This is a genomic window from Streptomyces sp. NPDC007917, assembly GCF_042959105.1.
In the GTDB taxonomy this organism is placed as follows: Bacteria; Actinomycetota; Actinomycetes; order Streptomycetales; family Streptomycetaceae; genus Streptomyces.
The window spans coordinates 114,456-136,369 of record NZ_JBIBKK010000005.1 but is presented as its reverse complement, the minus strand read 5'-3'; the positions used below and the strand labels follow the sequence as shown (position 1 = coordinate 136,369).

Here is a 21,914-nt window from a genome sequence, read left to right as displayed (position 1 = left end):
GAGCCTAGGCCCTGCGGCGCTGGTGGTGACGTGTGAGGTCGCCGTCGGACGGTGTCAGGGGCCCCAGCACTGCCATGAGTACGCGTTGTCGATGTCGTAGTAGTGCGCGATCGCGTCGGAGTCGTACTGCTGAGTACACGCCGCCTCGACCGAGACGTCGATGTCCGAGCTCTTGTACGGCCGCCGTCCCCCCGGTGTACCGCACCGCCAGCCGAAGACGTCGTCATGGGCGCCGACACCGAGGACGGCTTGGAGGCCGGGTCCCTGCCTCCGGCAGTAGGCGGCGATGTCGACGCCTCCCAGCACGGTGTAGCCGGACGGAACGATGCCCGGTCCGCCGTTTCCCCGGGGCCGCCAGGGTTGCCCGGAGGGCGGAGACTGCGAAGCGGGCGGGGTGGTGTGCGGGGTCCGCGAGGTCTGCGAGGTCTGCGAGGGGGTGGGCCGGTGGGTGCCGGGCGTCGTGGTGGCGCCGGCCGCGCCGCCGGTGCCGCCCGCGGTCTTGTCCCGGTCGGTGCCGTGCGCCCCCCAGATGATCAGACCGGCGATCGCCGCCACGCACACCGCGGCGACGGCGAGTACGGCGGGGCTGCCTCTTCGCCGGCGGCGGGGAGCGTCGAGCGGGTCCTCGCCGGCTACCGCAGTTTCATACGGCGTCGTGCCGTGTGTGCCGTGCTCCGCGGTCCGGTCCTGGACGGTCGCGGCAGCGGTGGGGGACTCACCATCGGCGGTCTCGCGGGCGACGAAGTCTGTCCTCCGGGCGATCGGGGCCGTGACCTCGGCCGGCCAGACCGGACTCGCTTCCCCTGCCGCGTCGCCCGTCACCACCGTCGGCAGATTCGGGGCGCACCTCGTGATCAGCTCCATGGCGGTGGGGCGGTCGGCCGGGTCCTTGGCCAGACAGGCGGCCACCAGGTCGGCCAGATCCGGGTCCGCCGCACGCAGCGGGCCCAGCTCCGGATCGCCGTGCACCACGCGGAAGAGCACATCGGGTCCGGAGCCGACGCCGAACGGCGGTTCGCCCTGCGCGGCGTAGCAGATCAGACAGCCGAGGGCGAACACATCGACCGCCCCGGTCAGCTGCTTGCGTCCCATGGCCTGCTCGGGCGCCATGAAAGCGGGCGTGCCCACGGTCTGCCCGGTGAGGGTCAGCCGACTCTGGTCCGCCGCGCGGGCCACCCCGAAGTCGATCACCTTGAGGCCATCGAGGGTCAGCATCACGTTGGAGGGCTTCAGATCGCGATGCACCACGTCCAGGGCGTGCACGGCCGCGAGGGAACGGGCGACCTCGCGCATCAGCAGCCACATATGGGCCGGGGGGAATCCGGCTCCGCACAGGCCCCGTGCCTGAGCGAGATCGACCCCGGGCACATACTCGGTGGCGAACCACGAGGGGCGCTCGGTGCGGTCCGCGGCCAGCAGACGCGCGCTCAGCCCCACCGGAAGCCGGGCCAGGTTGTCGAGTTCATGCCTGAAATGCTTCAGGAAATGATCGTCCCGGATGAGGTGGGGCAGCACCTGCTTGACCGCGGCCAACCGCCCGGAGTCGTCCACGCCGAGGTAGACCCGGCCCATACCGCCCGTGCCCAGCACACCCAGGATCCGGTAGGGACCGATGCGCGGCGGGTCCGAGGATTCGAGCGGACGAGCGCCGCTGCCGGTCAGATCGACGTGTCGCTCCCCGCCCCCAGTCACGGGCGGGAGCATAACAACACGGCGGGCCCCCGGCTCCTGGCCGGCGCCGCGACGGCATCGGCCAGGAGCCCGCGCCTACAGCACCGGCAGGTTCTTGCGCAGCTCGAACGGGGTGACCTCGGAGCGGTACTCCTCCCACTCCTGCTTCTTGTTGCGGAGGAAGAAGTCGAAGACGTGCTCGCCGAGCGTCTCGGCGACCAGCTCGCTGCGCTCCATCAGGTAGATGGCCTCGCCCAGGTTCTGCGGCAGCGGTTCGATGCCCAGGGAGCGACGCTCGGCCTCGGACAGCGCCCACACGTCGTCGTCGGCCCCGGCCGGGAGCTCGTAGCCCTCCTCGATGCCCTTGAGGCCCGCGGCGAGCAGTACGGCGTAGGCGAGGTAGGGGTTGGCGCCGGAGTCGAGGGAGCGGACCTCGACGCGGGTGGAGCCGGTCTTGCCGGGCTTGTAGAGGGGCACGCGGACCAGCGCGGAGCGGTTGTTGTGGCCCCAGCAGATGTACGAGGGGGCCTCGCCGCCGGCGCCCGCGGTGCGCTGTGAGCCGCCCCAGATGCGCTTGTAGGAGTTGACCCACTGGTTGGTGACGGCGGAGATCTCTCCCGCGTGGCGCAGCAGGCCCGCGATGAAGGACCGGCCGACCTTGGAGAGCTGGAACTCGGCGCCGGACTCGTAGAACGCGTTCCGGTCGCCCTCGAAGAGGGAGAGGTGGGTGTGCATACCGGAGCCGGGGTGCTCGGAGAACGGCTTGGGCATGAACGTGGCCTGTACGCCCTGCTCCAGCGCCACCTGCTTCATGACCAGCCGGAAGGTCATGATGTTGTCGGCGGTGGACAGCGCGTCGGCGTAGCGCAGGTCGATCTCCTGCTGGCCGGGCGCGCCCTCGTGGTGGGAGAACTCGACCGAGATGCCCATCGACTCGAGCATGGTGATGGCCTGGCGGCGGAAGTCCATGCCGATGTTCTGCGGGGTGTGGTCGAAGTAGCCGGAGGTGTCGGCGGGCTCCGGGCGGCTGCCGTCCACGGGCTTCCCCTTGAGCAGGAAGAACTCGATCTCGGGGTGGGTGTAGAAGGTGAACCCGAGGTCGGAGGTCCTGGCCAGGATCCGCTTGAGCACGAAGCGGGGGTCGGCGAACGACGGGGAGCCGTCCGGCATCAGAATGTCGCAGAACATCCGGGCGGTGCCGGGGGCCTCGGCGCGCCAGGGCAGTATCTGGAAGGTGCTCGGGTCCGGCTTGGCGATCATGTCGGACTCGTAGACCCGGGCGAAGCCCTCGATCGCGGAGCCGTCGAAGCCGATGCCCTCGTCGAAGGCGCCTTCGAGCTCGGCGGGCGCGACGGCGACGGACTTGAGGAAGCCGAGCACGTCGGTGAACCACAGCCGCACGAACCGGATGTCGCGCTCTTCGAGGGTGCGGAGCACGAACTCCTGCTGCTTATCCATGGTCCCCTATCCTTGCAGGTCAGACGGCACTTGGGGTACGCGTGGGGCGCCTGTGGACCCCAGTATCACCTGACGGGGTTTCGGAGAGGTTTCAGACCTCTCGCCCGATGTCCCCGCCACGATGTGTGCATCGTACTTTCATGTGGCCCCGGACGGCCCCGAGCGCTTCGCACACGGGCCCGCCACCAGGGTTTCCATACCCCTTGGGGGTAAGGTGTGGCCGACGTCGGCACGAGCCGACACCGATCGTAGGGGCCGCGGCCGACCGGAGCGACCGGAGGAGGGCAATGCTCGAACAGCGCCAGCGGAGGGCGACGACCGCCTGGTGCGGTCGGCCACTGCCTTCAGGGCCCTGTGCCGCGCCGCTGCTGCGCATATAACAGCGCGTCCGCCCAGCCCGCACCCCGCGCGGGCGAGGCGTACGCGCCACCCCTCCACGCAGCTCACACACATCGGCCATTGGGGTGCCCACTCATGCACGCATTCACTCGCCGCGCCGTGCTCGGCGCGGGAATCGCCCTCGCGGGCGGCGGCGGACCGCTCACCTCCTGCTCCCCCTCGTCCTCCGCGTCCGACGACCCACCCGGCCGGCGGCGCGGCCTTGGCAACGCCGGCGCCCCGGACGCCGAGCCGCTGGACGGGGGGTATGTCTCCCCCCACGGCGAGGAGGTCGCCGCCGCCGATCGGGAGCGGGGGCAGGGGCCCGTACGGGAGTTCCGGCTGACCGCCACCACCACCTCGCTCGACCTCGGCGCCCGTACGGTCAGGACCTGGGCGTACGGGGACGAGCTGCCCGGCCGGCCGATCCGGGTCACCGCGGGCGACACCCTCGCGGTCCGGGTCGACAACCACCTGCCGCACTCCACCACCGTGCACTGGCACGGCATCTCCCTGCGCAACGACATGGACGGCGTCCCCGGGGTGACCCAGCCGCCGATCAAGGCCGGGGCCTCCTTCGACTACCGCTTCACGGTCCCGGACCCGGGCACGTACTGGCTCCATCCGCACTCCGGCGTCCAGCTGGACCGGGGGCTGTACGCGCCGCTGATCGTCGACGACCCCAGGGAGCCGCTGGAGTACGACGAGGAGTGGATCGTCATCCTCGACGACTGGGTCGACGGAGTGGACGGCAGCACCCCGGACGCGGTGCTGGAAGAGCTCGGCGGCGGCATGGCGGGCATGGACGACATGGGCTCCGGCGAAGGCTCCGGCGAGGGCAACGGGGACGACTCGGGCGACGAGGGGGACGGCGGGGACGGCTCCGGGGACAACGACGGCTCCCGCGCCCCCCGCACCGGCCCGTCCCGGCTGCTGAAGGGCGCCAGGAGCCGGCTGCTCGAGGGCGACCCGGGCGATGTGGCGTATCCGTACTATCTGATCAACGGCCGCACCCCGGACGACCCCCGGACCTTCCGCGCCAATCCCGGCGACCGCGTCCGCATCCGGATCATCAACGCCGGCGGCGACACCGCCTTCCGTGTCGCGCTCGGCGGCCACACCATGACGATCACCCACACCGACGGCTTCCCGGTCGAGCACACCACCACCGACGCGCTGCTGCTGGGCATGGCCGAGCGCTACGACGTGATGGTCACCGCCCAGGACGGGGTCTTCCCGCTCGTCGCGATCGCCGAGGGCAAGGGGCACTCCGCGATGGCCCTGCTGCGCACCAGCGAGGGCGCGAGCGCGCCACGGCCGTCCGTACGCCCCAGGGAGCTGGACGGCAGGCTGATCACCGCGGACAGGCTGCGGGCCGCGGAGGACGTACGGCTGAAGCCCCGCGACCCCGACCGGACGATCCGGATGCGGATCACCGGGTCCATGAAGAAGTACAACTGGGCGATCAACGGCAAGCCGTACGACCCGTCGCAGCGCTATCCGGTGCGCGCGGGCGAGCGGGTCCGGCTGTCCTTCATCAACGGCACCGACATGTGGCACCCCATGCATCTGCACGGCCACACCTTCCAGCTGCCGGACGGCGGCCCGCGCAAGGACACGACGATCCTGCTGCCGCACCACAAGGTGAACGTCGACTTCGACGCGGAGAACCCGGGGCTGTGGATGGTCCACTGCCACAACGTCTACCACTCGGAGTCCGGGCTGATGACGATCATCGGTTACCAGAAGTAGCCGTACGGTGGCCCGGTCTCCGCCGGATGCGACGGCGAGGACCGGGCCGACGTGACGAAGAAGACACTCAGGGCCATCGCGTCAAAGAGACGATTACACTGGTCGCCGTGCCTCAACTTCGCCTCGCTCTGAACCAGATCGACTCGACCGTCGGCGACCTCGACGGCAACGCCGAGTCGATAGTCCACTGGACCCGGCACTCCGCCGAGCAGGGCGCCCACCTGGTGGCGTTCCCCGAGATGGTGCTGACCGGCTACCCCGTCGAGGACCTGGCGCTGCGCTCCTCCTTCGTCGAGGCGTCCCGCGCCGCGCTGCGCGCGCTCGCCGCCCGCCTGGAGGCCGAGGGCTTCGGCGAGCTGCCCGTCGTCGTCGGCTATCTCGACCGCAGCGATCGCGCCCAGCCGCGGTTCGGCCAGCCGGCCGGGGCCCCGCAGAACGCCGCCGCCGTGCTGCACCGCGGCGATGTGGTGCTCACCTTCGCCAAGCACCACCTGCCGAACTACGGCGTCTTCGACGAGTTCCGCTACTTCGTCCCGGGCGAGACGCTGCCCATGATCCGTGTCCACGGCGTCGATGTCGCCCTCGCCATCTGCGAGGACCTGTGGCAGGACGGCGGCCGGGTGCCCGCCGCCCGCTCCGCCGGGGCCGGGCTGCTGCTGTCGATCAACGCCTCGCCGTACGAGCGGGACAAGGACGACACCCGCCTGGAGCTGGTGCGCAAGCGCGCCCAGGAGGCGGGCTGCACCACCGCCTACCTCGCCATGATCGGCGGCCAGGACGAGCTGGTCTTCGACGGCGACTCGATCGTCGTCGACCGCGACGGCGAGGTGATCGCCCGCGCCCCGCAGTTCGCCGAGGGCTGTGTGCTGCTCGACCTCGACCTGCCCGCCGCCGACCCCGGCACCGTCCCGCAGGGCGTCGTGGACGACGGGCTGCGCATCGACCACCTCACGCTCTCCGCGGACCCGCTCCCGGCGTACGAGCCCGAGCTGGCCGGCGGCCAGGCCGAACGCCTCGGCGACGACGAGGAGATCTACACCGCGCTCGTCGTCGGCCTGCGCGCGTACGTGGCCAAGAACGGCTTCCGCAGCGTGCTGATCGGTCTGTCCGGCGGCATCGACTCCGCGCTCGTCGCGGCCATCGCGTGCGACGCGGTCGGCGCGCAGAACGTGTACGGCGTCGCCATGCCGTCCCGCTACTCCTCCGAGCACTCCATCGCCGACGCCGCCGAGCTCGCCCGCCGCACGGGGCTCAACTTCCGTACGGTCCCGATCGCCCCGATGTTCGACGCCTACATGGAGTCGCTGCGCCTCACCGGCCTGGCCGAGGAGAACCTGCAGTCGCGGCTGCGCGGCACGATGCTGATGGCCATCTCCAACCAAGAGGGCCACATCGTGCTGGCCCCGGGTAACAAGTCCGAGCTGGCCTGCGGCTACTCGACCCTGTACGGGGACTCGGTCGGCGCGTACGGCCCCATCAAGGACGTCTACAAGACGTCCATCTTCCGCCTGGCGAAATGGCGCAACCAGGCCGCGGAAGAGCGCGGCCAGACCCCGCCCATCCCGGAGAACTCGATCACCAAGCCCCCGAGCGCCGAGCTGCGCCCGGGCCAGGTCGACACCGACTCCCTCCCCGACTACGACGTGCTCGACCAGATCCTGGAGCTGTACGTCGACCGGGACCAGGGCCGGGCGGAGATCGTCGCGGCGGGCTACGACGACGAACTGGTCACGCGGATCCTGCGGCTGGTCGACACCGCGGAGTACAAGCGCCGCCAGTACCCGCCGGGCACCAAGATCTCCGCCAAGGGCTTCGGCAAGGACCGCCGCCTGCCGATCACCAACCGCTGGCGCGAACGCGGTCCCCTGTCTTAGGGCTCGGTTCCCGCCTGGGTTTGTGGTGAGTATGGGACAACGACACGCCGGCAATACGGCGTGTCGTTGTCCCATACTCACCGCAAAGTGCAGTGCCTAGCCTTCCACGCGCGCGTCCAGGAACTTCCTGATCAGCGCCAGCCACTCGTCAGGGGCCTCCAGGAACGGCAGGTGGCCGCTGCTCAGCTCCGCGAACTGCGCACCGGGGATCCCGTCCGCGACCTGGCGGTGGTGGTACGTCGTCGCCATCGCGTCCAGCGCGGTGGAGATCACCAGAGTGGGCACCCGGACCCGGCCCAGGTCCTCGCGTACGTCCACGCTCCCGACGAGCTCGACCTGCTGAATCGCCCCGGGCGGCACGGACCCCCGGGTCCCGGCCACCATGTCCGCGAGCTGCTCCGGGCTCATCCGGTCCAGATAGGGCGCCCCGGCACCGGCGAGCAGCGTCCACCGGGCCGTCGCCTCTGCGTCATCCGACCTGAGGTGGCGCAGCCAGTCCTCGACCAGCAGCCGCATCCGCGCGTTCGGGTGGGCGAAGGTGGCCGTCAGCACCAGCGCGGTGACCCGCTCCGGGTGCCGGGTGGTGGCCCGTAGGGCAACGGGGCCGCCCAGGGAGTATCCGGCGATCGCGAACGTCTCGAGCCCCTCCTCGACGGCGGTGGCGACGAGGTCGTCGGCGAGCCGGTCGAGGTCCAGCGGGCCTTCGGCGCGCGGGGTGCGGCCCGAGCCGGGGTAGTCGGGGCCGACCACCTTGTACCGTTCGGCCAGCCCGTCCAGGATCGGGCCGTAGTTCCCGTCGATGCTGCCGGTGCCGCCGTGGGCGAGGAGCAGCCCGGGGCCCGTGCCGCGCACGATGCGGCCGAGGCGTCCAAGGGGTGATGCGGTGGTCATGAAGATGTTCCTTCCATGGATTGTCGATGTGGTGTTCCCGGCGCCGCGAGAGTCTGTCCGGGTGGTCACAGGGCCTGGCGCGCCGGCTCGGCGCCACCGTTCCGGCCCGGCCGTACGCCGCCGCGCCCCGTGAGGACCGTCTCGGACGCCAGACCGAGCCCGGCCAGCACGACGAGCGCGCCGACCGGGGCGAGTGCGGTCAGGCCGAGGCCGCCGCTCCCCAGGATTCGGCCGCCGAGCCAGGACCCGGCCGCGATGGCGAGGTTGAAGACGGAGGTGTACGCGGAGACGGCGAGCGTGGGGGCGTCCGGCGCGGCGGCCACCGCCTGGGTCTGCAACACCGGCACCAGCGCGAAGGCGACCAGGCCGAGGCCGAACACCGTCACCGCGGCCGTCACGGCCCAGTGGCTGGTGACGGCGAAGACGGCCAGCGCCGCCGCCAGCGCCCCGGTCAGGGCGCGCAGCGCGCTCTGGGGGCGGCGGTCGGCCAACCGGCCCCCGATGATGTTGCCGACGAGCGCCCCGCCGCCGAAGACGACCAGCAGGACCGTGACGGACCCCTCGCCGAATCCGGCGACGCCGCCGAGTATCGGCGCGATGTAGGTGTAGACGACGAAGAATCCGGTCTCCGCGACCAGAGTGACCGCGAGGAGTGCGACGGCCCGGCGGCCGCGCAGCGCCGCGAGCCCGTCGCGGAGCCGGGGCGCCGCGTCCGGGCGGATGGCCGGGACGAGCAGCGCGACGGCCGCGAACGCCACCGCGCTGACCGCGCCGAGGGTCCAGAACGCCGCCCGCCAGCCATGGGCGTTCCCGATCCAGGTGCCGAGCGGAGCGCCGAGGACGGTGGCGAGGTTCAGCCCGGTGGACACGAAGGCGACCGCCCGGCCCCGCCGCTCCTCGGGGACCATCGCCGCGGCGGTCACCACCGTGATCGCGAAGAAGGTGCTGTGGGTCAGCGCGGTGAGCACCCGCGCGGCCATCAGCAGCCCGAACCCGCCGGCACTCGCGGCCACCAGATTGCCCGCCGTGAACACGGCGAGCAGCCCCAGCAACGCCCCCTTTCGCGGCGCGCGCAGCGTCAGCGCGGTCACCACAGGACCGCCGACGGTGGCCGCCAGCGCGTAGCCGGTCACCAGCAGTCCGGCGGTGGGCACGGACACCCGCAGATCACCGGACAGCTCCGGCAGCAGGCCCACGACCACGTACTCGGCCGTGACCACCACGAACAGGCATGCGGCAAGCGCGGCGAGCGCGAGCCGGTTCACGCGGGGAGACGTCGAACTCATGCCTGCGACGCTAAAGTCTCACATCGGTGTCAGAGTCAAGCCGGTGCAACCGGTCGGTGATGCCGACCGCGGTCAGTGGAATTCACCGGCGTGCGCGCGGGCCCACTGCTCGAAGGTGCGCGGCTCGCGCCCGGTGATGTCCCGGACGGTCGGGTACGTGCGCGACTCGTCGAGGGTGCCGTCGACGAAGAAGCTGAAGAAGGCGTCGACGTACTCGGTGGGCATGGTCCGGCTCATGTCCTCCCGTGCCTCGGCGTCCGTCAGGCCGTGGGGGTGCAGGTCGCGCCCGAGCACCTTGGCAAGCACGGCGACCTGGTCGGCGGGCAGCAGGGACTGCGGGCCGGTCAGCTCGTGGACGCGGCCGTCGTGGTCGTCGGTCAGCAGCGCCGGGACCGCGACGGCCGCGATGTCGTACGGGTCGATGGCGGCGGTCCGCACGCCGGGGAACGGCACGCGCACCTCGTCGCCGACCGCGAGCTGCGGTCGCCAGCGCAGAGCGTTGGACATGAAGGACCGGGGCCGCAGGAAGGTCCAGGACAGCCCGGACTCGCGCACGGCACGCTCGGAGAGGGTCATATAGCGGGACACCGCGTTGTCGAGGTCGGCGAGCCCGGCCGAGCCGCCGGACAGCAGCACCACCCGCTTCACTCCGGCCCGCCGGGCCTGCGCCAGCAGACCCGGCATGTCCTGATACCCGGGCAGCAGGAAGATCCCGCTGACCCCCGCCAGCGCGTCGGCCAAGGTCTGGGGCCGGTTCAGGTCACCCGCCACGGGCTCGACCCCGGGCGGGAGAAGAGCGGCGGCCGACGGATTCCGGGTCAGCGCACGCACCTGCTCGCCGGCCTCGGCCAGCGCACTGACCAGTTCCGATCCCACATTGCCTGTCGCACCTGTCACCAAGATCATTTCACTTCTCCCTGTCGACGGATGGACGAAAAAGCCACCGAACAGCCACTCAGTTCGCACGATCCCGGCAGGCTTCGGGCAGCCGGCCGCCGTTCTCCCCGCGCAGCTCCCTGGCCACGGCGTCGACGTTGACCGCATGCAGGTCGGGGAGGGTGGCAACGGGCTGGAAGCCCGGATACGAGCGCTTCAGTTCGGCGATGGCCGAGTTCTTCTCCTCGCGGGTCACCTTCTCGCCGCCGGGCGACTCCGCGGCGACGGTGGGCCGAACCAGGTGGCGGATGTGCACCAGGTAGTCGCGCTGCCGATCGATCAACTCGGCCGGCTCACCAGGCGCCCCGTGGCCGGGATAGAGGGTGCGGGCGTCGGGGAACTCGTCCTTGAGCCGGTCGAGATCGGTGAGCCAGCCGCAGGTGTTGCCCTCGATCAGCGCGGGCGTGGCCTCGTTGTTGACCAAGTCGCCGGCGAAGAGCGCGCCGGAGCGGGGCTCGTAGTAGGCGGTGGTCGTCACCGATTCGCCGGGGCCGAACTCGGCGGTCTCCAGCCGGACGCCACCCGGGTCGAGGGCAGCACCGGACCGGATCAGGTGGTTCGGCAGGGTCAGCTTCTTGGCGTAGTCGGAGCCGGGGAGCTTTCGGGTGAGCGCGTAGAAGCCCAGCGGGTCGTCACGCATGAAGTCCCTGGCCGCTTCCGAGGCATAGATCCCGGCCCGCGGATACGCGTCATGGAGGACTCCCACTCCGCCGACATGGTCGGGGTGGGGATGGGTGATGAGAACGGCGACGACGGGTTCGGCGGTGCCCCGGAGGGCCTTGAGCGCGCTGCGCGCATCGGTGAGCGAGCGCTGGGTGTCCACGACGATCAGCCCTTCGGGCGCCGGGAACCAGTAGGTGTTCACCGAGCCCGGATTGTCCGAGGCGATCCGCTCCACCCGAAGCGACTTGGCGCTGCCCGGGTTCCGGCCCGCGGGGTTCTCGGGGTCCTCGTCGCCGCTGGAACAGCCAGTGGCGGCCATCATGAGCGCGCACAGCGCGGCCAGCCAACCTAACAGCAGGCGTCGCGTTCGTGTGCGGGATGGCCGTGCGGAGGCGTGGGGCATGGTGCCGCTCCTGTCGAACTCAGATGTAGTGGAACGTTCCCTAACATCGGCGTGGCCTATACCCTAGAGCGGCGGTCAACGAAGAGGCAAGGAATCGAAGGGGGAACTTCGATGCGACGCTCGGCGGCGGAAACGCGCGAGCATGTGCTGACGGTCGCCCACGACCTGTTTTACTGGCACGGCGTCCGTGCCGTCGGTATCGACCGAGTCGCCCGGGAGGCGGCCGTCGCTCCCACCACGCTCTACCGGCTCTTCGCCTCCAAGGACGACCTGGTCGCCGCCTACGTCGAGCACAACGGGCACGGCTACCAGCAGTGGTTCACCGAGGCGACCCGGGCCGACGGCCGCCATCCGCGCGAGCGGATCCTGGCGCTGTTCGACGCGCTCATCAGCCAGGTGCAGCCCCAGCAGTGCCGAGGCTGCCCCTTCCTGATGACGCTCGCCGAGTTCCCCGACCGCGAACTGCCGGCCCACCGCAACGCCGTTGCCGTCAAGCGTTGGGTCCGCGACCGCTTCCGCGAGCTCACCGACGCCCTGGCGGCCGTCTCCCCGATCGCCGACCCCTCGGCGCTCGCCGACCAGCTCACCGTCACACTGGAAGGCGTCTACGCCTCCGTCCAGGCCCACCGCGCGGACTGGCCGGCCCGGCAGGCCCGCGCCATGGCCGAACTGCTCATCGCCCCGGGCGGTACGGACGCCCGCGCCCCGGCGACTGCCTCCCCCGACTGCTCGGCGGTCACCCGGTCCGCGTAGGGCGCCCCGGCACCGGCGAGCAGCGTCCACCGGGCCGTCGCCTCCCCGTCAGCCAGGTCGCGGCCCGCAGCGCGACCGGGCCGAGCGGGTACGCTCATCGCCGATGCCGACGGCGAGGATGTCATGCGGTTCGTCGCCGACGACCCGGCCACCAGGCAGTGGTCGGCGTCGCTACGGGGACGTGTAGGCGGCAGTAAGCCGGTCGACCGTGCCGGCGCCGAAAGGGAGCGCCGGGGTCTCGCGTTTCCATCGTTCGACTCCCTCGCTTCCGACTGTTCGCCTGGAAGACTCTTCCCCTGTTGCGGGAGGTTTCAAGTCCGTCGCAGGCTGCTGTGGCGGCGTGCGTGCGTGGCGCCCTCTGTCCCGGTCCGAACCTCAGGGGAGGATAGGGGCACTTCGGCCTGGCTCCGCCTGATCTGCGGTCCGTGCCAGTCCGGCAAGCAGATCGGCGTGTGCGACATGAAGGCGTGGACCGGTCCGCAAGGGCGGCCCTGGAGCCTGCCGCTGGAGGACCGTGTGCTGCTGGTTCGGCCCGCGTCATGGATCACCCAGGCAAGCGGGGCCGGCGGCATGCCGCCGGCCCCAGCCCCGACGTGACCGTCAGCGGCCCATGAGAGCGAAGACCCCCCAACCGAGGTACTCACGCTCGTACCTGGCATAGCGAGCTGGTTGCTGGGAGAGCTCGGCCCTCAACTCGGCAGCCAGCTCGTCATCGGGATTTCGGTCGAGCCAGCGTCGGACGTTGAGCCACTGCGCAGCCCGATACCGATCCCAGCTGTCCTGATCAGCAAGCACCATTTCGACGACGTCGTAACCCAGTTCACCGAACTGTTCGATCAGCTCAGGCAGCAGTCGGAAGTCGTCTTTGGCGCTGACATGGCACGCCTCGACGATGTGCTGGTCCGAGGGCTCCTGACGCCAGTACGGCTCGCCGATCAGCAGCATGCCACCAGGGCGGAGGCTGCGACGCAGCAGATCGATCGTGCCGGACACTCCGTTACCGATCCAGGTGGCGCCGATGCACGTGGCGAGGCCGACGGGTTCGTCCGCGACATAGCCGGACGCATCGCCGTGAATGAAAACCACCTGATCGGCAACGCCGAGCTCAGCTGCCCGGACACGGGCCCTGGCCGTGAACTCGGTGCTGATGTCCACTCCGGTCCCGACGATGCCGTGGGCCTGCGCCCAGGTACACAGCATCTCGCCCGTCCCACTGGCGAGGTCGAGCACGCGCGTCCCGGGGGCCAAGCCCAGCGCCTGCCCCAGAGCAGCCAGCTTCTCGCTGGTGAACGGGTTGTGGATGCGGTGGCTGCTCTCGCGAATGGTAAAGCTACGTGGAAGGTCCACTGTTGGGGTTCCTTACGTCCGATGAGGTCATGACGTGCGCGGAGAACGGCCTGTTGAAGCTGGCCGTCGTTGCCTGGACCGTCATCAAATGCACCTCATCCGGACGTGGGGATCTTCCAACCTCGGTGAGGCTAGGACGCACAAGTAACCGTGTCCATCGGTTTCCGCCTGCGCGGCCCCCACACCTGGCCCAACTCGAACGGACAAGGCACCCACGCCGCGATCACATTTCCGGCGGGAGCTTGCGGGGCGCGGGGGCAGCCTCGTACGAGTCCTGGGGCCCTGGGACGGCCGACCTCGGTCTCTCACGCCGCCTGGTCCGCATTCCTCGCAGCCGTCGTCGATGACACCCTGAGCGGCGGGTTCGGCTGACCGACCGCCACATCGTGCAAGACAACGCGCCCCGCCTCCGACTGTCTGCCGGGAGCGGGGGCGCGTTGTCGCGTGCGGTCCGTACAGGCGGTACGTACGGCGGCGAGGGGTCAGGCCACCTCGGTGAGGCGCGGCCTCGACTCGCTGCTCGCCACCACCCGGGACGCCCCGCTCGTACCGCGGTCGAGCACACCCGCCGTGACCGCGATGGCCAGGCCCGCGACCGCGAGGGCCGCGCCGACCAGGGTCGGCGAGGTCCAGCCCCAGCCGGCCGCGATCGCGACGCCGCCGAGCCAGGCCCCGCCCGCGTTGGCGAGGTTGAAGGCGGAGTGGTTGGAGGCGGAGGCGAGGGTCGGGGCGTGCCGGGCCTTGTTCATGACCAGCATCTGCAGCGGGGTCGTGGTCATGAAGCCGACCGCGCCCAGCACCACGACCGTGGCCATGGCCGCCCACTTCACATGCACCGTGAAGTCGAACACCACCAGCACCACCGCGAGCGCCGCCAGCGACCCGTAGAGCGTCGGCCGCAGGGCCCGGTCGGTGAGCGGCCCGGCGAGCAGCGCGCCCAGGGTCATGCCGATGCCGAAGAGGGCGAGCACCACCGTGACGGAGGCCTCGGCCAGGCCGGTGACCTCGGTCATCATCGAGGCGAGATAGCTGTAGACGGCGAAGACGCCGGCGAAGCCGAAGACCGCGGTGAGCAGTCCGAGCACGACCTGGCGGTCGCGCAGCGCGCCCAGTTCGTGGCGGAGGCCGGACTGCTGGTCCAGGGAGATCTGGGGGATGAGCCGGGCGAGCGCGGCCATGGCGACGACGCCGATCGCGGCGACCACGAGGAAGGTGGCGCGCCAGCCGAGGTGCTGGCCGAGCAGCGTGGCCACGGGCACGCCGACGATGTTGGCGACGGTGAGGCCGAGGAACATCGTGGCGACCGCGCGGGCCTGCCGCTCCTCCGCCACCAGCCGCGCCGCGACCACCGCGCCGACGCCGAAGAACGCGCCGTGCGGCAGTCCGGCGAGCACCCGTCCGGCCACCAGCAGCCCGAAGGAGGGGGCCAGGGCGGAGGCGAGGTTGCCCACCGTGAAGAGCGCCATGAGAAGGATGAGCATCCGCTTGCGCGGGATGCGGGAGCCGAGGGCGGTCAGCAGCGGAGCGCCCACCACGACACCGATGGCGTAGGCGGAGACGAGGTACCCGGCGGTCGGCACGGAGGTGCCCAGGTCGTCGGCGACGTTGGGCAGCAGGCCCATCATCACGAACTCGGTAGTACCAATGCCGAAGGCGCTCACAGCGAGTGCGAGCAGGGCCAGGGGCATGAGAGACCTTTCAAACGAAGGAGAAAAGGGATGTGACGCGTATGTTCTCTACCGGAACAAAGTCTCTCACGCGTTTTGTTCCCCAGGAGAATCCCCCAGGTGAACATGTTGTTAGATCTTGCCGACGGCCGCCCTCGGGGCTGCGCTCAGGACAGCCTCGGAGCCGGGCTCAGAACAGCCTCACGGCCGCGCTCAGAGCTTGACCGACGCCGCCACCGGCAGGTGGTCGCTCCCGGTCCGCGGCAGGGTCCACGCCGAGACCGGCGCCACCCCGCGCACCATGATCTGGTCGATGCGCGCCATCGGGAACGACGCGGGCCAGCTGAAGCCGAAGCCGTCGCCCGCCGCGCCCTGCGCGGACCGCATCTGCGAGGTGACGGGGGCCAGCGAGCGGTCGTTCATGGTGCCGTTCAGGTCGCCCAGCAGGATCACCTTGTCGACCGGTTCGTGGGAGATGGCCTCGCCCAGCGCGTCGGCGCTGTCGTCGCGCTGCCCGGCGGTGAAGCCCGCGTTGAACTTCACCCGGACGGATGGAAGATGCGCGACGTAGAAGGCGACCCGGCCGTCCGGCGTGGCGACGACGGTGCGCATCGCCCGCGTCCAACCCAGCTTGATGTCCACGGGCTTGGTGCCGGAGAGCGGGTACTTGCTCCACAGCCCGACCGTGCCCTGGATCGTGTGGTAGCGGTAAGTGCCCGCCAGCGCCCGCTCGTACGTCGGCACCGCGGCGCTCTTCAGCTCCTCCAGGGCCACCACGTCCGCGCCCGAGGCGGCCACGTCCTTCGCGGTCTCGGCCGGGTCGGGGTTGTCCGCGTTGACGTTGTGGGTGACGACGGTCAGATCGCCGTGGCCGCCGGACTTGTCGGCGAACATCAGCCCGCCGAAGAGGTTCAGCCATACGCTGACCGGCAGCACCAGTGACAGCACGGCGCTGGCCGACCGGCGGACCAGCGCGAGCACCAGCAGGACCGGAATCAGCAGGCCGAGCCAGGGCAGGAAGGTCTCCAGCAGACTGCCGAGGTTGCCCACGCGGTTGGGGATCTCGGCGTGGAAGATCATGACCAGCGCGAGCAGCACCGCGATCGCCGCGAGGACCAGCCCCCGCCGCCAGATGCCGCGGTCACGGCGGAGCCGGTCGAGCAGGCGCCGGGCCCGGGAGCCGGTGGGCTCAGGAGCGTCTCCCCCATGCTGTGCCGTCTCCTGCGTGTACGCCTGCGCCATTCGTCGTCCGTCCCTCGCTGCCTTCAACTGCCGCGCCCTGGGCAAGACCCTAGGCGATGACCAGTGCTTTACCCGACGCTCCGGGCGAGTGCCCCAGGGAAGGGGACGTTCGCCGGGAGCGTACGGGTTCCGGCTCCGGGGAGAGGGATGACCGTTGTGACACAACAGGCACAAACCAGCCGTAAGGCGGCGGGCTTCACCAACCGGTAGGACGGCGGGCGTCAGGCCCGGGGCCGCACCCCCTCGAGCACCGTATCGACGATGGTCTCGGCCAGTCCCTCGGGGAGCGCCTTCCGCTCGTGAAGAATCGTGCGGGACAGCATCGGCCCGGTGAACAGATCGGCGATCAGCTCCACATCGAGGTCGTCGCGGATCTCACCGCTCGCCACCCCGCGGCGCAGCACCTCGTACATCACCTCGCGCCGGGCCGTTATCACATGGTCTTCATAGGCGTGCCACAGCTTCCGGTTGGCGTGGATCTGGGTGAGGACGGTGCGCATCAGGGCGGAGTTGCGCTTGGCCAGGCCGCGCCGCCGCATCCGCTCCAGGATGGTGACCAGGTCGTCGCGGACCGAGACCCCGGGCGGCGGTTGGCTCGGCTCCTCCAGGGAGCGCATCACGTCGACCATCAGCGCGTCCTTGCCGGACCAGCGGCGGTAGACGGTGGCCTTGCCGACCCCCGCCTCGCGCGCGATGCGCTCGATGGACAGCTCGCCGATCGTGACACCCTCCTCGATCAGCCGCAGCGTGGCCTCGATGATCGCGGCGTCGACGGCGGCGCTGCGCGGCCGCCCCGGCAGCCGGGGCCCCGCGCAGTCGGGCGCGGCCATCGCCCCCTCGGACGTGGTCATCGCCCCCTCGGACGTGGTCATCGCCCTGCTCCTGCCCCCGCGTTCTCCCGCGGCCGGCCGGCGCCGGGCTCGCCTTCGGCTGCGCCCTTGCCGGGCAGGAAGGCCAGCACGACCAGCGCGCCGACGAGGGCGACGCCCGCCGAGCCGAGCGCGGTGATGTGCATGGCGTGGATGAAGGCGTCGTGCGCCGGGCCGACCAGCGCCTGGCCCTTGGGCCCCAGCTTCTCGGCGAGGCCGAGGGTGGCCTCGACGGACTCCCCCGCCGTGTGGCGCGCGGAGTCGGGCAGCCCGGGCACGGCCGCCAGCGTGCCCTCGATACCGTCGCGGTAGGAGGTGGAGAGCACCGAGCCGAGCACCGCGATCCCGAGCGCGCCGCCGACCTGGCGGAAGGTGTTGTTGAGCGCCGAGCCGGAGCCGGCCTTCTCACGCGGCAGCGTCTGCATGACGGTCAGTGTGACGGGCGGCATGATGTGCGCCATCCCCGCGCCCTGGAAGAAGAAGAGCACTTCCATCACCACCAGCGGGCTGTCCGCCCCCAGCAGCGTGAACCCCGCCATCGTCCCGGCCACCAGCAGCATGCCGCCCGCGCACACCGCCCGGACCCCGAACCGCTCGACGACCAGCCGGGTGCGCGGCGCGAAGATCAGTTGGGCGACGGCGAGCGGCAGGATCAGCAGGCCGGAGTCCAGGGCGCTGTAGCCGCGCACGCTCTGGATGTAGAAGACCATGAAGAAGGTCACGCCCATCAGGGCGAAGAAGACCAGCGCGATCGCGGCGATGGCGGCCGAGAAGGCGGGCTTGCGGAAGTACGAGACATCGATGGCCGGGTGGTCGCTGCGCTTCTCGTACACCACGAACAGCGCCAGGACGGCCAGTCCGCCGCCGATCGTGCCGAGCACCTGCGGGTCGGCGAAGTCGGCGATCTGGCCGCCCTTGATGATGCCGTACACCAGCAGCACCAGACCCGCCACCGACAGCAGCACCCCGCCGGGGTCGAGCCGGCCGGGCGCCGGGTCCTTGGAGTCGGGGACCAGCAGCCCCATCGCGATCAGCGCGATGACGACGACGGGCACATTGACGAAGAAGACCGAACCCCACCAGAAGTGCTCCAGCAGCACGCCGCCGGTGATCGGGCCGATCGCGATGCCGAGGCCGACGGCCGCGGTCCAGATGCCGATGGCCTTGGGCTGCTCATCGCGCTCGAAGACGTTCACCAGGATGGCGAGGGTGGCGGGCATCACGAACGCCGCGCCCAGTCCCATCAGCGCCCTGAAGGCGATCAGTTCACCCGGCGAGCTGGAGTAGGCGGCGAGCACCGACCCGACACCGAAGATCACCATGCCGCTGAGCAGCACCTTCTTGCGGCCCAGCCGGTCGCCGAGGAGGCCGGCGGTGAACAGCAGCCCGGCGAAGACGAGGGTATAGGCGTTGATCGCCCATTCCAGCTGGCTCTGGCCGGCGCCGAGCCCCGTCGGCTCGGGCGAGGCGATGGTCTTCATCGCCACGTTGAGTATGGAGTTGTCGAGGACGACGACCAGGACGCTGAGCATCAGCACGACCAGGATCGCCCACCGCCTGCGGTGGATTGCCTCGGGGACGCCGCTCGCGGTGGGGGTGTCCCGGGCCTCGGAGGGGGATGCCATGGGCCCCAGGCTAGGCGGCGTTCCGATACGGGACCGTCTCGTATTGGAAAGTCTTTGCGAGCCTTTACCCGCCTTTACGGTCGCGCGCACGCCGAGCGGGGGCAAGAGCGGGCCCGGATGGGGCCCACTTTCGCCCGGCGGCACCGCGTGCCAGCATGGGGGTGGTCCGGGGACGCCGTGAGGGCGCCTCGAGATGACGAACAGGAGCCATTGCGATGACGCACGTCAGCCCTGCCGGGAAACAGCCCGACAGCAGCGGGACCGGCCCCACCGCGGCCGGAAAGGCGCTGTACGGAGGCAAAAAGGCGCTGTACGGAGGCAAGGGGTCCCGGCGCATCACCGTCCGTGACATCGCCGCCGCCAAGGAGCGCGGCGAGAAGTGGCCCATGCTCACCGCGTACGACGCGATGACCGCCTCCGTCTTCGACGAGGCCGGCATCCCGGTCATGCTGGTCGGCGACTCGATGGGCAACTGCCACCTCGGCTACGAGTCCACCGTGCCGGTCACCATGGACGAGATCACCATCCTGTCCGCCGCCGTCGTACGGGGCACCAAACGCGCCCTGATCGTCGGCGACCTGCCCTTCGGCTCGTTCCAGGAAGGCCCCGTGCAGGCGCTGCGCAGCGCCACCCGCCTGGTCAAGGAGGCCGGGGTGGGCGCGGTGAAGCTGGAGGGCGGCGAGCGCTCCGCCCACCAGATCGAGCTGCTGGTCCAGTCCGGCATCCCGGTCATGGCGCACGTCGGCCTCACCCCGCAGTCCGTCAACGCCTACGGCGGATATCCGGTGCAGGGGCGCGGCGAGGAGGCCGCGCAGCAGCTGCTGCGCGACGCCAAGGCCGTGCAGGACGCGGGCGCCTTCGCGGTCGTGCTGGAGACGGTCCCGGCCGAGGTGGCCGCCGAGGTCACCCGCTCCCTGCACATCCCGACCGTGGGCATCGGCGCCGGGCCCCACTGCGATGCGCAGGTCCTGGTGTGGACCGATATGGCGGGCCTGACCGGCGGCCGCGTACCGCGCTTCGTCAAGCAGTACGCGCAGCTGCGCCAGACCCTCGGGGACGCGGCGCGCGCCTTCGCGGACGATGTCGTCGGCGGTGCCTACCCGGCCGCGGAGCACTCCTTCCACTAGCCAACGCGGCACGCCGACAGCCCGCCGATCGTCCCCCGTCGGCGGGCTGTCTGCCGCTTGTCCCCCGTATGTCGGCGGTTTGTCGGTGGCGGCTGTCATCGTGGTGCCATGACGCGAAACGAACACACGACCAGCGGCGGCAACGCCGTCGAAGTGCGGGGGCTGGTCAAACACTTCGGCGACACGAAAGCCGTCGACGGAGTGGACCTGACGGTGCCGGAAGGCACCGTCCTCGGTGTGCTCGGGCCCAACGGCGCGGGCAAGACCACCCTCGTCCGCTGCCTGTCCACCCTGCTGGTGCCGGACGCCGGCACCGCCGTGGTGGCCGGGTACGACGTGGTGCGCCAGCCCCGGCAGCTGCGCCGCAGGATCGGGCTGACCGGGCAGTACGCCTCGGTCGACGAGAAGCTCTCCGGCTGGGAGAACCTGTACATGATCGGGCGGCTGCTCGATCTGTCCCGCAAGGACGCCCGCGCGCGGGCGGACGCCATGCTGGAGCGGTTCTCCCTCACCGACGCGGCCCGGCGCGCCGCGCGCACCTATTCCGGCGGTATGCGCCGCCGGCTGGACCTGGCCGCGTCCATGATCGGCCAGCCTTCCGTGCTCTATCTGGACGAGCCGACGACCGGTCTGGACCCGCGCACCCGCAACGAGGTGTGGGACGAGGTCAAGCGGATGGTCTCCGAGGGCTCCACGGTCCTGCTGACCACGCAGTACATGGAGGAGGCCGAGCAGCTGGCGGACGACCTGACGGTCATCGACCAGGGCAAGGTCATCGCCGAGGGCCGGGTCAACGAGCTCAAGGCCAAGGTCGGCGGCCGCACCCTGCAGATCCGCCCGTCCGATCCGGAAGAGCTGCACCGCATGGTCGGCGCCATCGCCCAGGCGGGGCTCGACGGCGTCGGCGGCGCGATGGCGGATGTGGAAGAGGGCCTGGTCAATGTGCCCATCATCAGCGATGAGCAGCTGACCGCCGTGATCGGCCTGCTCGGCGAGCGCGGCTTCGCGATCTCCGGGATCGACACCCATCTGCCCAGCCTGGACGAGGTGTTCCTGGCCATCACCGGTCAGAAGACTTCGACGGGCGAGAGTCACGACGCACTTGAGGAGGTCGCCGCGTGAGCGCCGCGACGGTGAGTTCCGCGCCGGGGAAGGCGCTGCCCGGAGAGGGCCGGATCGGGCTGCGCGCCAATCTGCGCCACATCGGCGCCCTGGTGCGGCGCAACGCGCTGCAGATCAAGCAGGACCCGGAGTCGATGTTCGACGCCCTGCTGATGCCGATCATCTTCTCGCTGCTGTTCGTGTACGTCTTCGGCGGCGCGATGACGCAGGGCGACCGGGGCGCCTATGTGAACTACTTCATCCCCGGGATGATGGCGATGGGCGGTCTGAACATCGCGATGTCGGTCGGCACCGGCGTCAACGACGACTTCAACAAGGGCGTCATGGACCGCTTCCGGACGATGCCCATCGCCCGCTCCTCGGTGCTGATCGCCAAGCTGATCGTGGAGACCGGCCGGATGCTGGTGTCCACCGTCATCCTGCTGATCATGGGCTTCATCATGGGGTTCGACCTCAAGACCGGCCCGGTCGAGCTGCTTGCCGCGGTCGCGCTGGCCCTGTTCTTCGGCTCCTCGCTGACCTGGATATTCATGCTGCTCGGGCTGTCGCTGAAGACCCCTCAGGCCGTGCAGGGACTGGGGTTCCTCGTGATCATGCCGCTGCAGTTCGGCTCGTCCATCTTCGCCCCGACGTCGACCATGCCGGGGTGGCTGCAGTCCTTCACCAAGTACAACCCGCTGTCCCAACTCGCGGACGGCGCCCGGGCGCTGACCAGCGGTCATGGGGCGGTCGCGCATCCGGTGACCATGGTCGTGATCTGGGCGCTGGCCATCACGGTGGTCACCGCGCCGCTGGCGGTGGCGAAGTTCCGCAACAAGACCTGAGCCGCGCGCGCCCCCGCCGCATATCC

17 protein-coding genes are annotated in these 21,914 nt (G+C 70.7%); 6 read left to right on the top strand and 11 right to left on the bottom strand.

What is annotated here, in order from left to right; all coding sequences use genetic code 11:
- Positions 1-54: 54 nt before the first annotated feature.
- Positions 55-1,692 carry a serine/threonine-protein kinase gene (locus ACFZDL_RS10990; RefSeq protein ID WP_353594533.1) on the bottom strand — a complete coding sequence of 546 codons (1,638 nt, stop codon included), beginning with the start codon at positions 1,690-1,692 and terminating at the stop codon, positions 55-57.
- Between the two features lie 75 nt (positions 1,693-1,767).
- On the bottom strand, positions 1,768-3,129 hold the full coding sequence (gene glnA, locus ACFZDL_RS10985; protein ID WP_353594534.1) for a type I glutamate--ammonia ligase: 1,362 nt from the start codon (positions 3,127-3,129) through the stop codon (positions 1,768-1,770).
- A gap of 474 nt (positions 3,130-3,603) precedes the next feature.
- Here glnA and ACFZDL_RS10980 point away from each other — a divergent pair, with 474 nt between their 5' ends.
- Positions 3,604-5,259 carry a multicopper oxidase family protein gene (locus tag ACFZDL_RS10980; protein WP_353594535.1) on the top strand — a complete coding sequence of 552 codons (1,656 nt, stop codon included), beginning with the start codon at positions 3,604-3,606 and terminating at the stop codon, positions 5,257-5,259.
- A 107-nt stretch (positions 5,260-5,366) separates the two neighbouring features.
- Positions 5,367-7,133 carry an NAD+ synthase gene (locus tag ACFZDL_RS10975; protein WP_353594536.1) on the top strand — a complete coding sequence of 589 codons (1,767 nt, stop codon included), beginning with the start codon at positions 5,367-5,369 and terminating at the stop codon, positions 7,131-7,133.
- Between the two features lie 96 nt (positions 7,134-7,229).
- Here the strand turns inward: ACFZDL_RS10975 and ACFZDL_RS10970 are convergent, their stop codons facing one another.
- The 4 genes from ACFZDL_RS10970 to ACFZDL_RS10955 form a co-directional block, all read right to left on the bottom strand.
- Entirely contained in the window at positions 7,230-8,024 is a 795-nt protein-coding gene (locus ACFZDL_RS10970; protein ID WP_353594537.1) for an alpha/beta fold hydrolase, read from the bottom strand.
- 65 nt (positions 8,025-8,089) lie between these two features.
- Positions 8,090-9,310: an MFS transporter gene (locus tag ACFZDL_RS10965; RefSeq protein WP_353594538.1), complete on the bottom strand. Its 1,221-nt coding sequence runs from the start codon at positions 9,308-9,310 to the stop codon at positions 8,090-8,092.
- A 72-nt stretch (positions 9,311-9,382) separates the two neighbouring features.
- Positions 9,383-10,216 (bottom strand): NAD(P)H-binding protein, encoded by an 834-nt coding sequence (locus ACFZDL_RS10960; RefSeq protein ID WP_353594539.1) that lies wholly within the window; start codon positions 10,214-10,216, stop codon positions 9,383-9,385.
- A gap of 49 nt (positions 10,217-10,265) precedes the next feature.
- The gene (locus ACFZDL_RS10955) at positions 10,266-11,312 is read right to left on the bottom strand and encodes an MBL fold metallo-hydrolase (RefSeq protein ID WP_353594540.1); all 1,047 of its coding nucleotides are present in this window, start codon (positions 11,310-11,312) and stop codon (positions 10,266-10,268) included.
- Positions 11,313-11,423: 111 nt separating this feature from the next.
- Between ACFZDL_RS10955 and ACFZDL_RS10950 the strand changes: the two genes are divergently transcribed.
- A complete protein-coding gene (locus ACFZDL_RS10950) occupies positions 11,424-12,065 on the top strand; it encodes a TetR/AcrR family transcriptional regulator (RefSeq protein ID WP_353594542.1) in 642 nt (213 codons plus the stop codon).
- Between the two features lie 600 nt (positions 12,066-12,665).
- Here ACFZDL_RS10950 and ACFZDL_RS10945 read toward each other — a convergent pair.
- The 5 genes from ACFZDL_RS10945 to ACFZDL_RS10925 all read right to left on the bottom strand — a co-directional run bounded on the left by ACFZDL_RS10945 (position 12,666) and on the right by ACFZDL_RS10925 (position 18,815).
- On the bottom strand, positions 12,666-13,412 hold the full coding sequence (locus ACFZDL_RS10945) for a methyltransferase domain-containing protein (RefSeq protein WP_353594543.1): 747 nt from the start codon (positions 13,410-13,412) through the stop codon (positions 12,666-12,668).
- 482 nt (positions 13,413-13,894) lie between these two features.
- Entirely contained in the window at positions 13,895-15,100 is a 1,206-nt protein-coding gene (locus tag ACFZDL_RS10940) for an MFS transporter (RefSeq protein ID WP_353594544.1), read from the bottom strand.
- A 192-nt stretch (positions 15,101-15,292) separates the two neighbouring features.
- On the bottom strand, positions 15,293-16,321 hold the full coding sequence (locus ACFZDL_RS10935) for an endonuclease/exonuclease/phosphatase family protein (protein ID WP_353594545.1): 1,029 nt from the start codon (positions 16,319-16,321) through the stop codon (positions 15,293-15,295).
- Between the two features lie 221 nt (positions 16,322-16,542).
- Entirely contained in the window at positions 16,543-17,193 is a 651-nt protein-coding gene (locus ACFZDL_RS10930) for a TetR/AcrR family transcriptional regulator C-terminal ligand-binding domain-containing protein (protein ID WP_391190912.1), read from the bottom strand.
- A complete protein-coding gene (locus ACFZDL_RS10925; RefSeq protein WP_353594546.1) occupies positions 17,190-18,815 on the bottom strand; it encodes an MFS transporter in 1,626 nt (541 codons plus the stop codon). The genes ACFZDL_RS10930 and ACFZDL_RS10925 overlap by 4 nt, the downstream gene beginning before the upstream one ends.
- A 215-nt stretch (positions 18,816-19,030) precedes the next feature.
- On the opposite strand from ACFZDL_RS10925, the gene panB reads away from it, so the two are divergent.
- The 3 genes from panB (at position 19,031) to ACFZDL_RS10910 (ending at position 21,888) form a co-directional block, all read left to right on the top strand.
- The gene (gene panB, locus ACFZDL_RS10920; RefSeq protein ID WP_353594548.1) at positions 19,031-19,942 is read left to right on the top strand and encodes a 3-methyl-2-oxobutanoate hydroxymethyltransferase; all 912 of its coding nucleotides are present in this window, start codon (positions 19,031-19,033) and stop codon (positions 19,940-19,942) included.
- 108 nt (positions 19,943-20,050) lie between these two features.
- Entirely contained in the window at positions 20,051-21,064 is a 1,014-nt protein-coding gene (locus tag ACFZDL_RS10915; protein WP_353594549.1) for an ATP-binding cassette domain-containing protein, read from the top strand.
- Complete coding sequence (locus tag ACFZDL_RS10910) at positions 21,061-21,888, top strand: ABC transporter permease (RefSeq protein WP_353594551.1); 828 nt, start codon at positions 21,061-21,063, stop codon at positions 21,886-21,888. The genes ACFZDL_RS10915 and ACFZDL_RS10910 overlap by 4 nt, the downstream gene beginning before the upstream one ends.
- The last annotated feature ends 26 nt before the right edge of the window (positions 21,889-21,914 follow it).

Coding starts and splice junctions, on each gene's coding strand:
- glnA (WP_353594534.1), bottom strand. CDS start 3,129: ATGGATAAGCAGCAGGAGTTCGTGCTCCGCACCCTCGAAGAGCGCGAC.
- ACFZDL_RS10955 (WP_353594540.1), bottom strand. CDS start 11,312: ATGCCCCACGCCTCCGCACGGCCATCCCGCACACGAACGCGACGCCTG.
- ACFZDL_RS10940 (WP_353594544.1), bottom strand. CDS start 15,100: ATGCCCCTGGCCCTGCTCGCACTCGCTGTGAGCGCCTTCGGCATTGGT.
- ACFZDL_RS10930 (WP_391190912.1), bottom strand. CDS start 17,193: ATGACCACGTCCGAGGGGGCGATGACCACGTCCGAGGGGGCGATGGCC.
- ACFZDL_RS10950 (WP_353594542.1), top strand. CDS start 11,424: ATGCGACGCTCGGCGGCGGAAACGCGCGAGCATGTGCTGACGGTCGCC.
- ACFZDL_RS10970 (WP_353594537.1), bottom strand. CDS start 8,024: ATGACCACCGCATCACCCCTTGGACGCCTCGGCCGCATCGTGCGCGGC.
- ACFZDL_RS10935 (WP_353594545.1), bottom strand. CDS start 16,321: ATGGCGCAGGCGTACACGCAGGAGACGGCACAGCATGGGGGAGACGCT.
- panB (WP_353594548.1), top strand. CDS start 19,031: ATGACGCACGTCAGCCCTGCCGGGAAACAGCCCGACAGCAGCGGGACC.
- ACFZDL_RS10915 (WP_353594549.1), top strand. CDS start 20,051: ATGACGCGAAACGAACACACGACCAGCGGCGGCAACGCCGTCGAAGTG.
- ACFZDL_RS10960 (WP_353594539.1), bottom strand. CDS start 10,216: ATGATCTTGGTGACAGGTGCGACAGGCAATGTGGGATCGGAACTGGTC.
- ACFZDL_RS10965 (WP_353594538.1), bottom strand. CDS start 9,310: ATGAGTTCGACGTCTCCCCGCGTGAACCGGCTCGCGCTCGCCGCGCTT.
- ACFZDL_RS10925 (WP_353594546.1), bottom strand. CDS start 18,815: ATGGCATCCCCCTCCGAGGCCCGGGACACCCCCACCGCGAGCGGCGTC.
- ACFZDL_RS10980 (WP_353594535.1), top strand. CDS start 3,604: ATGCACGCATTCACTCGCCGCGCCGTGCTCGGCGCGGGAATCGCCCTC.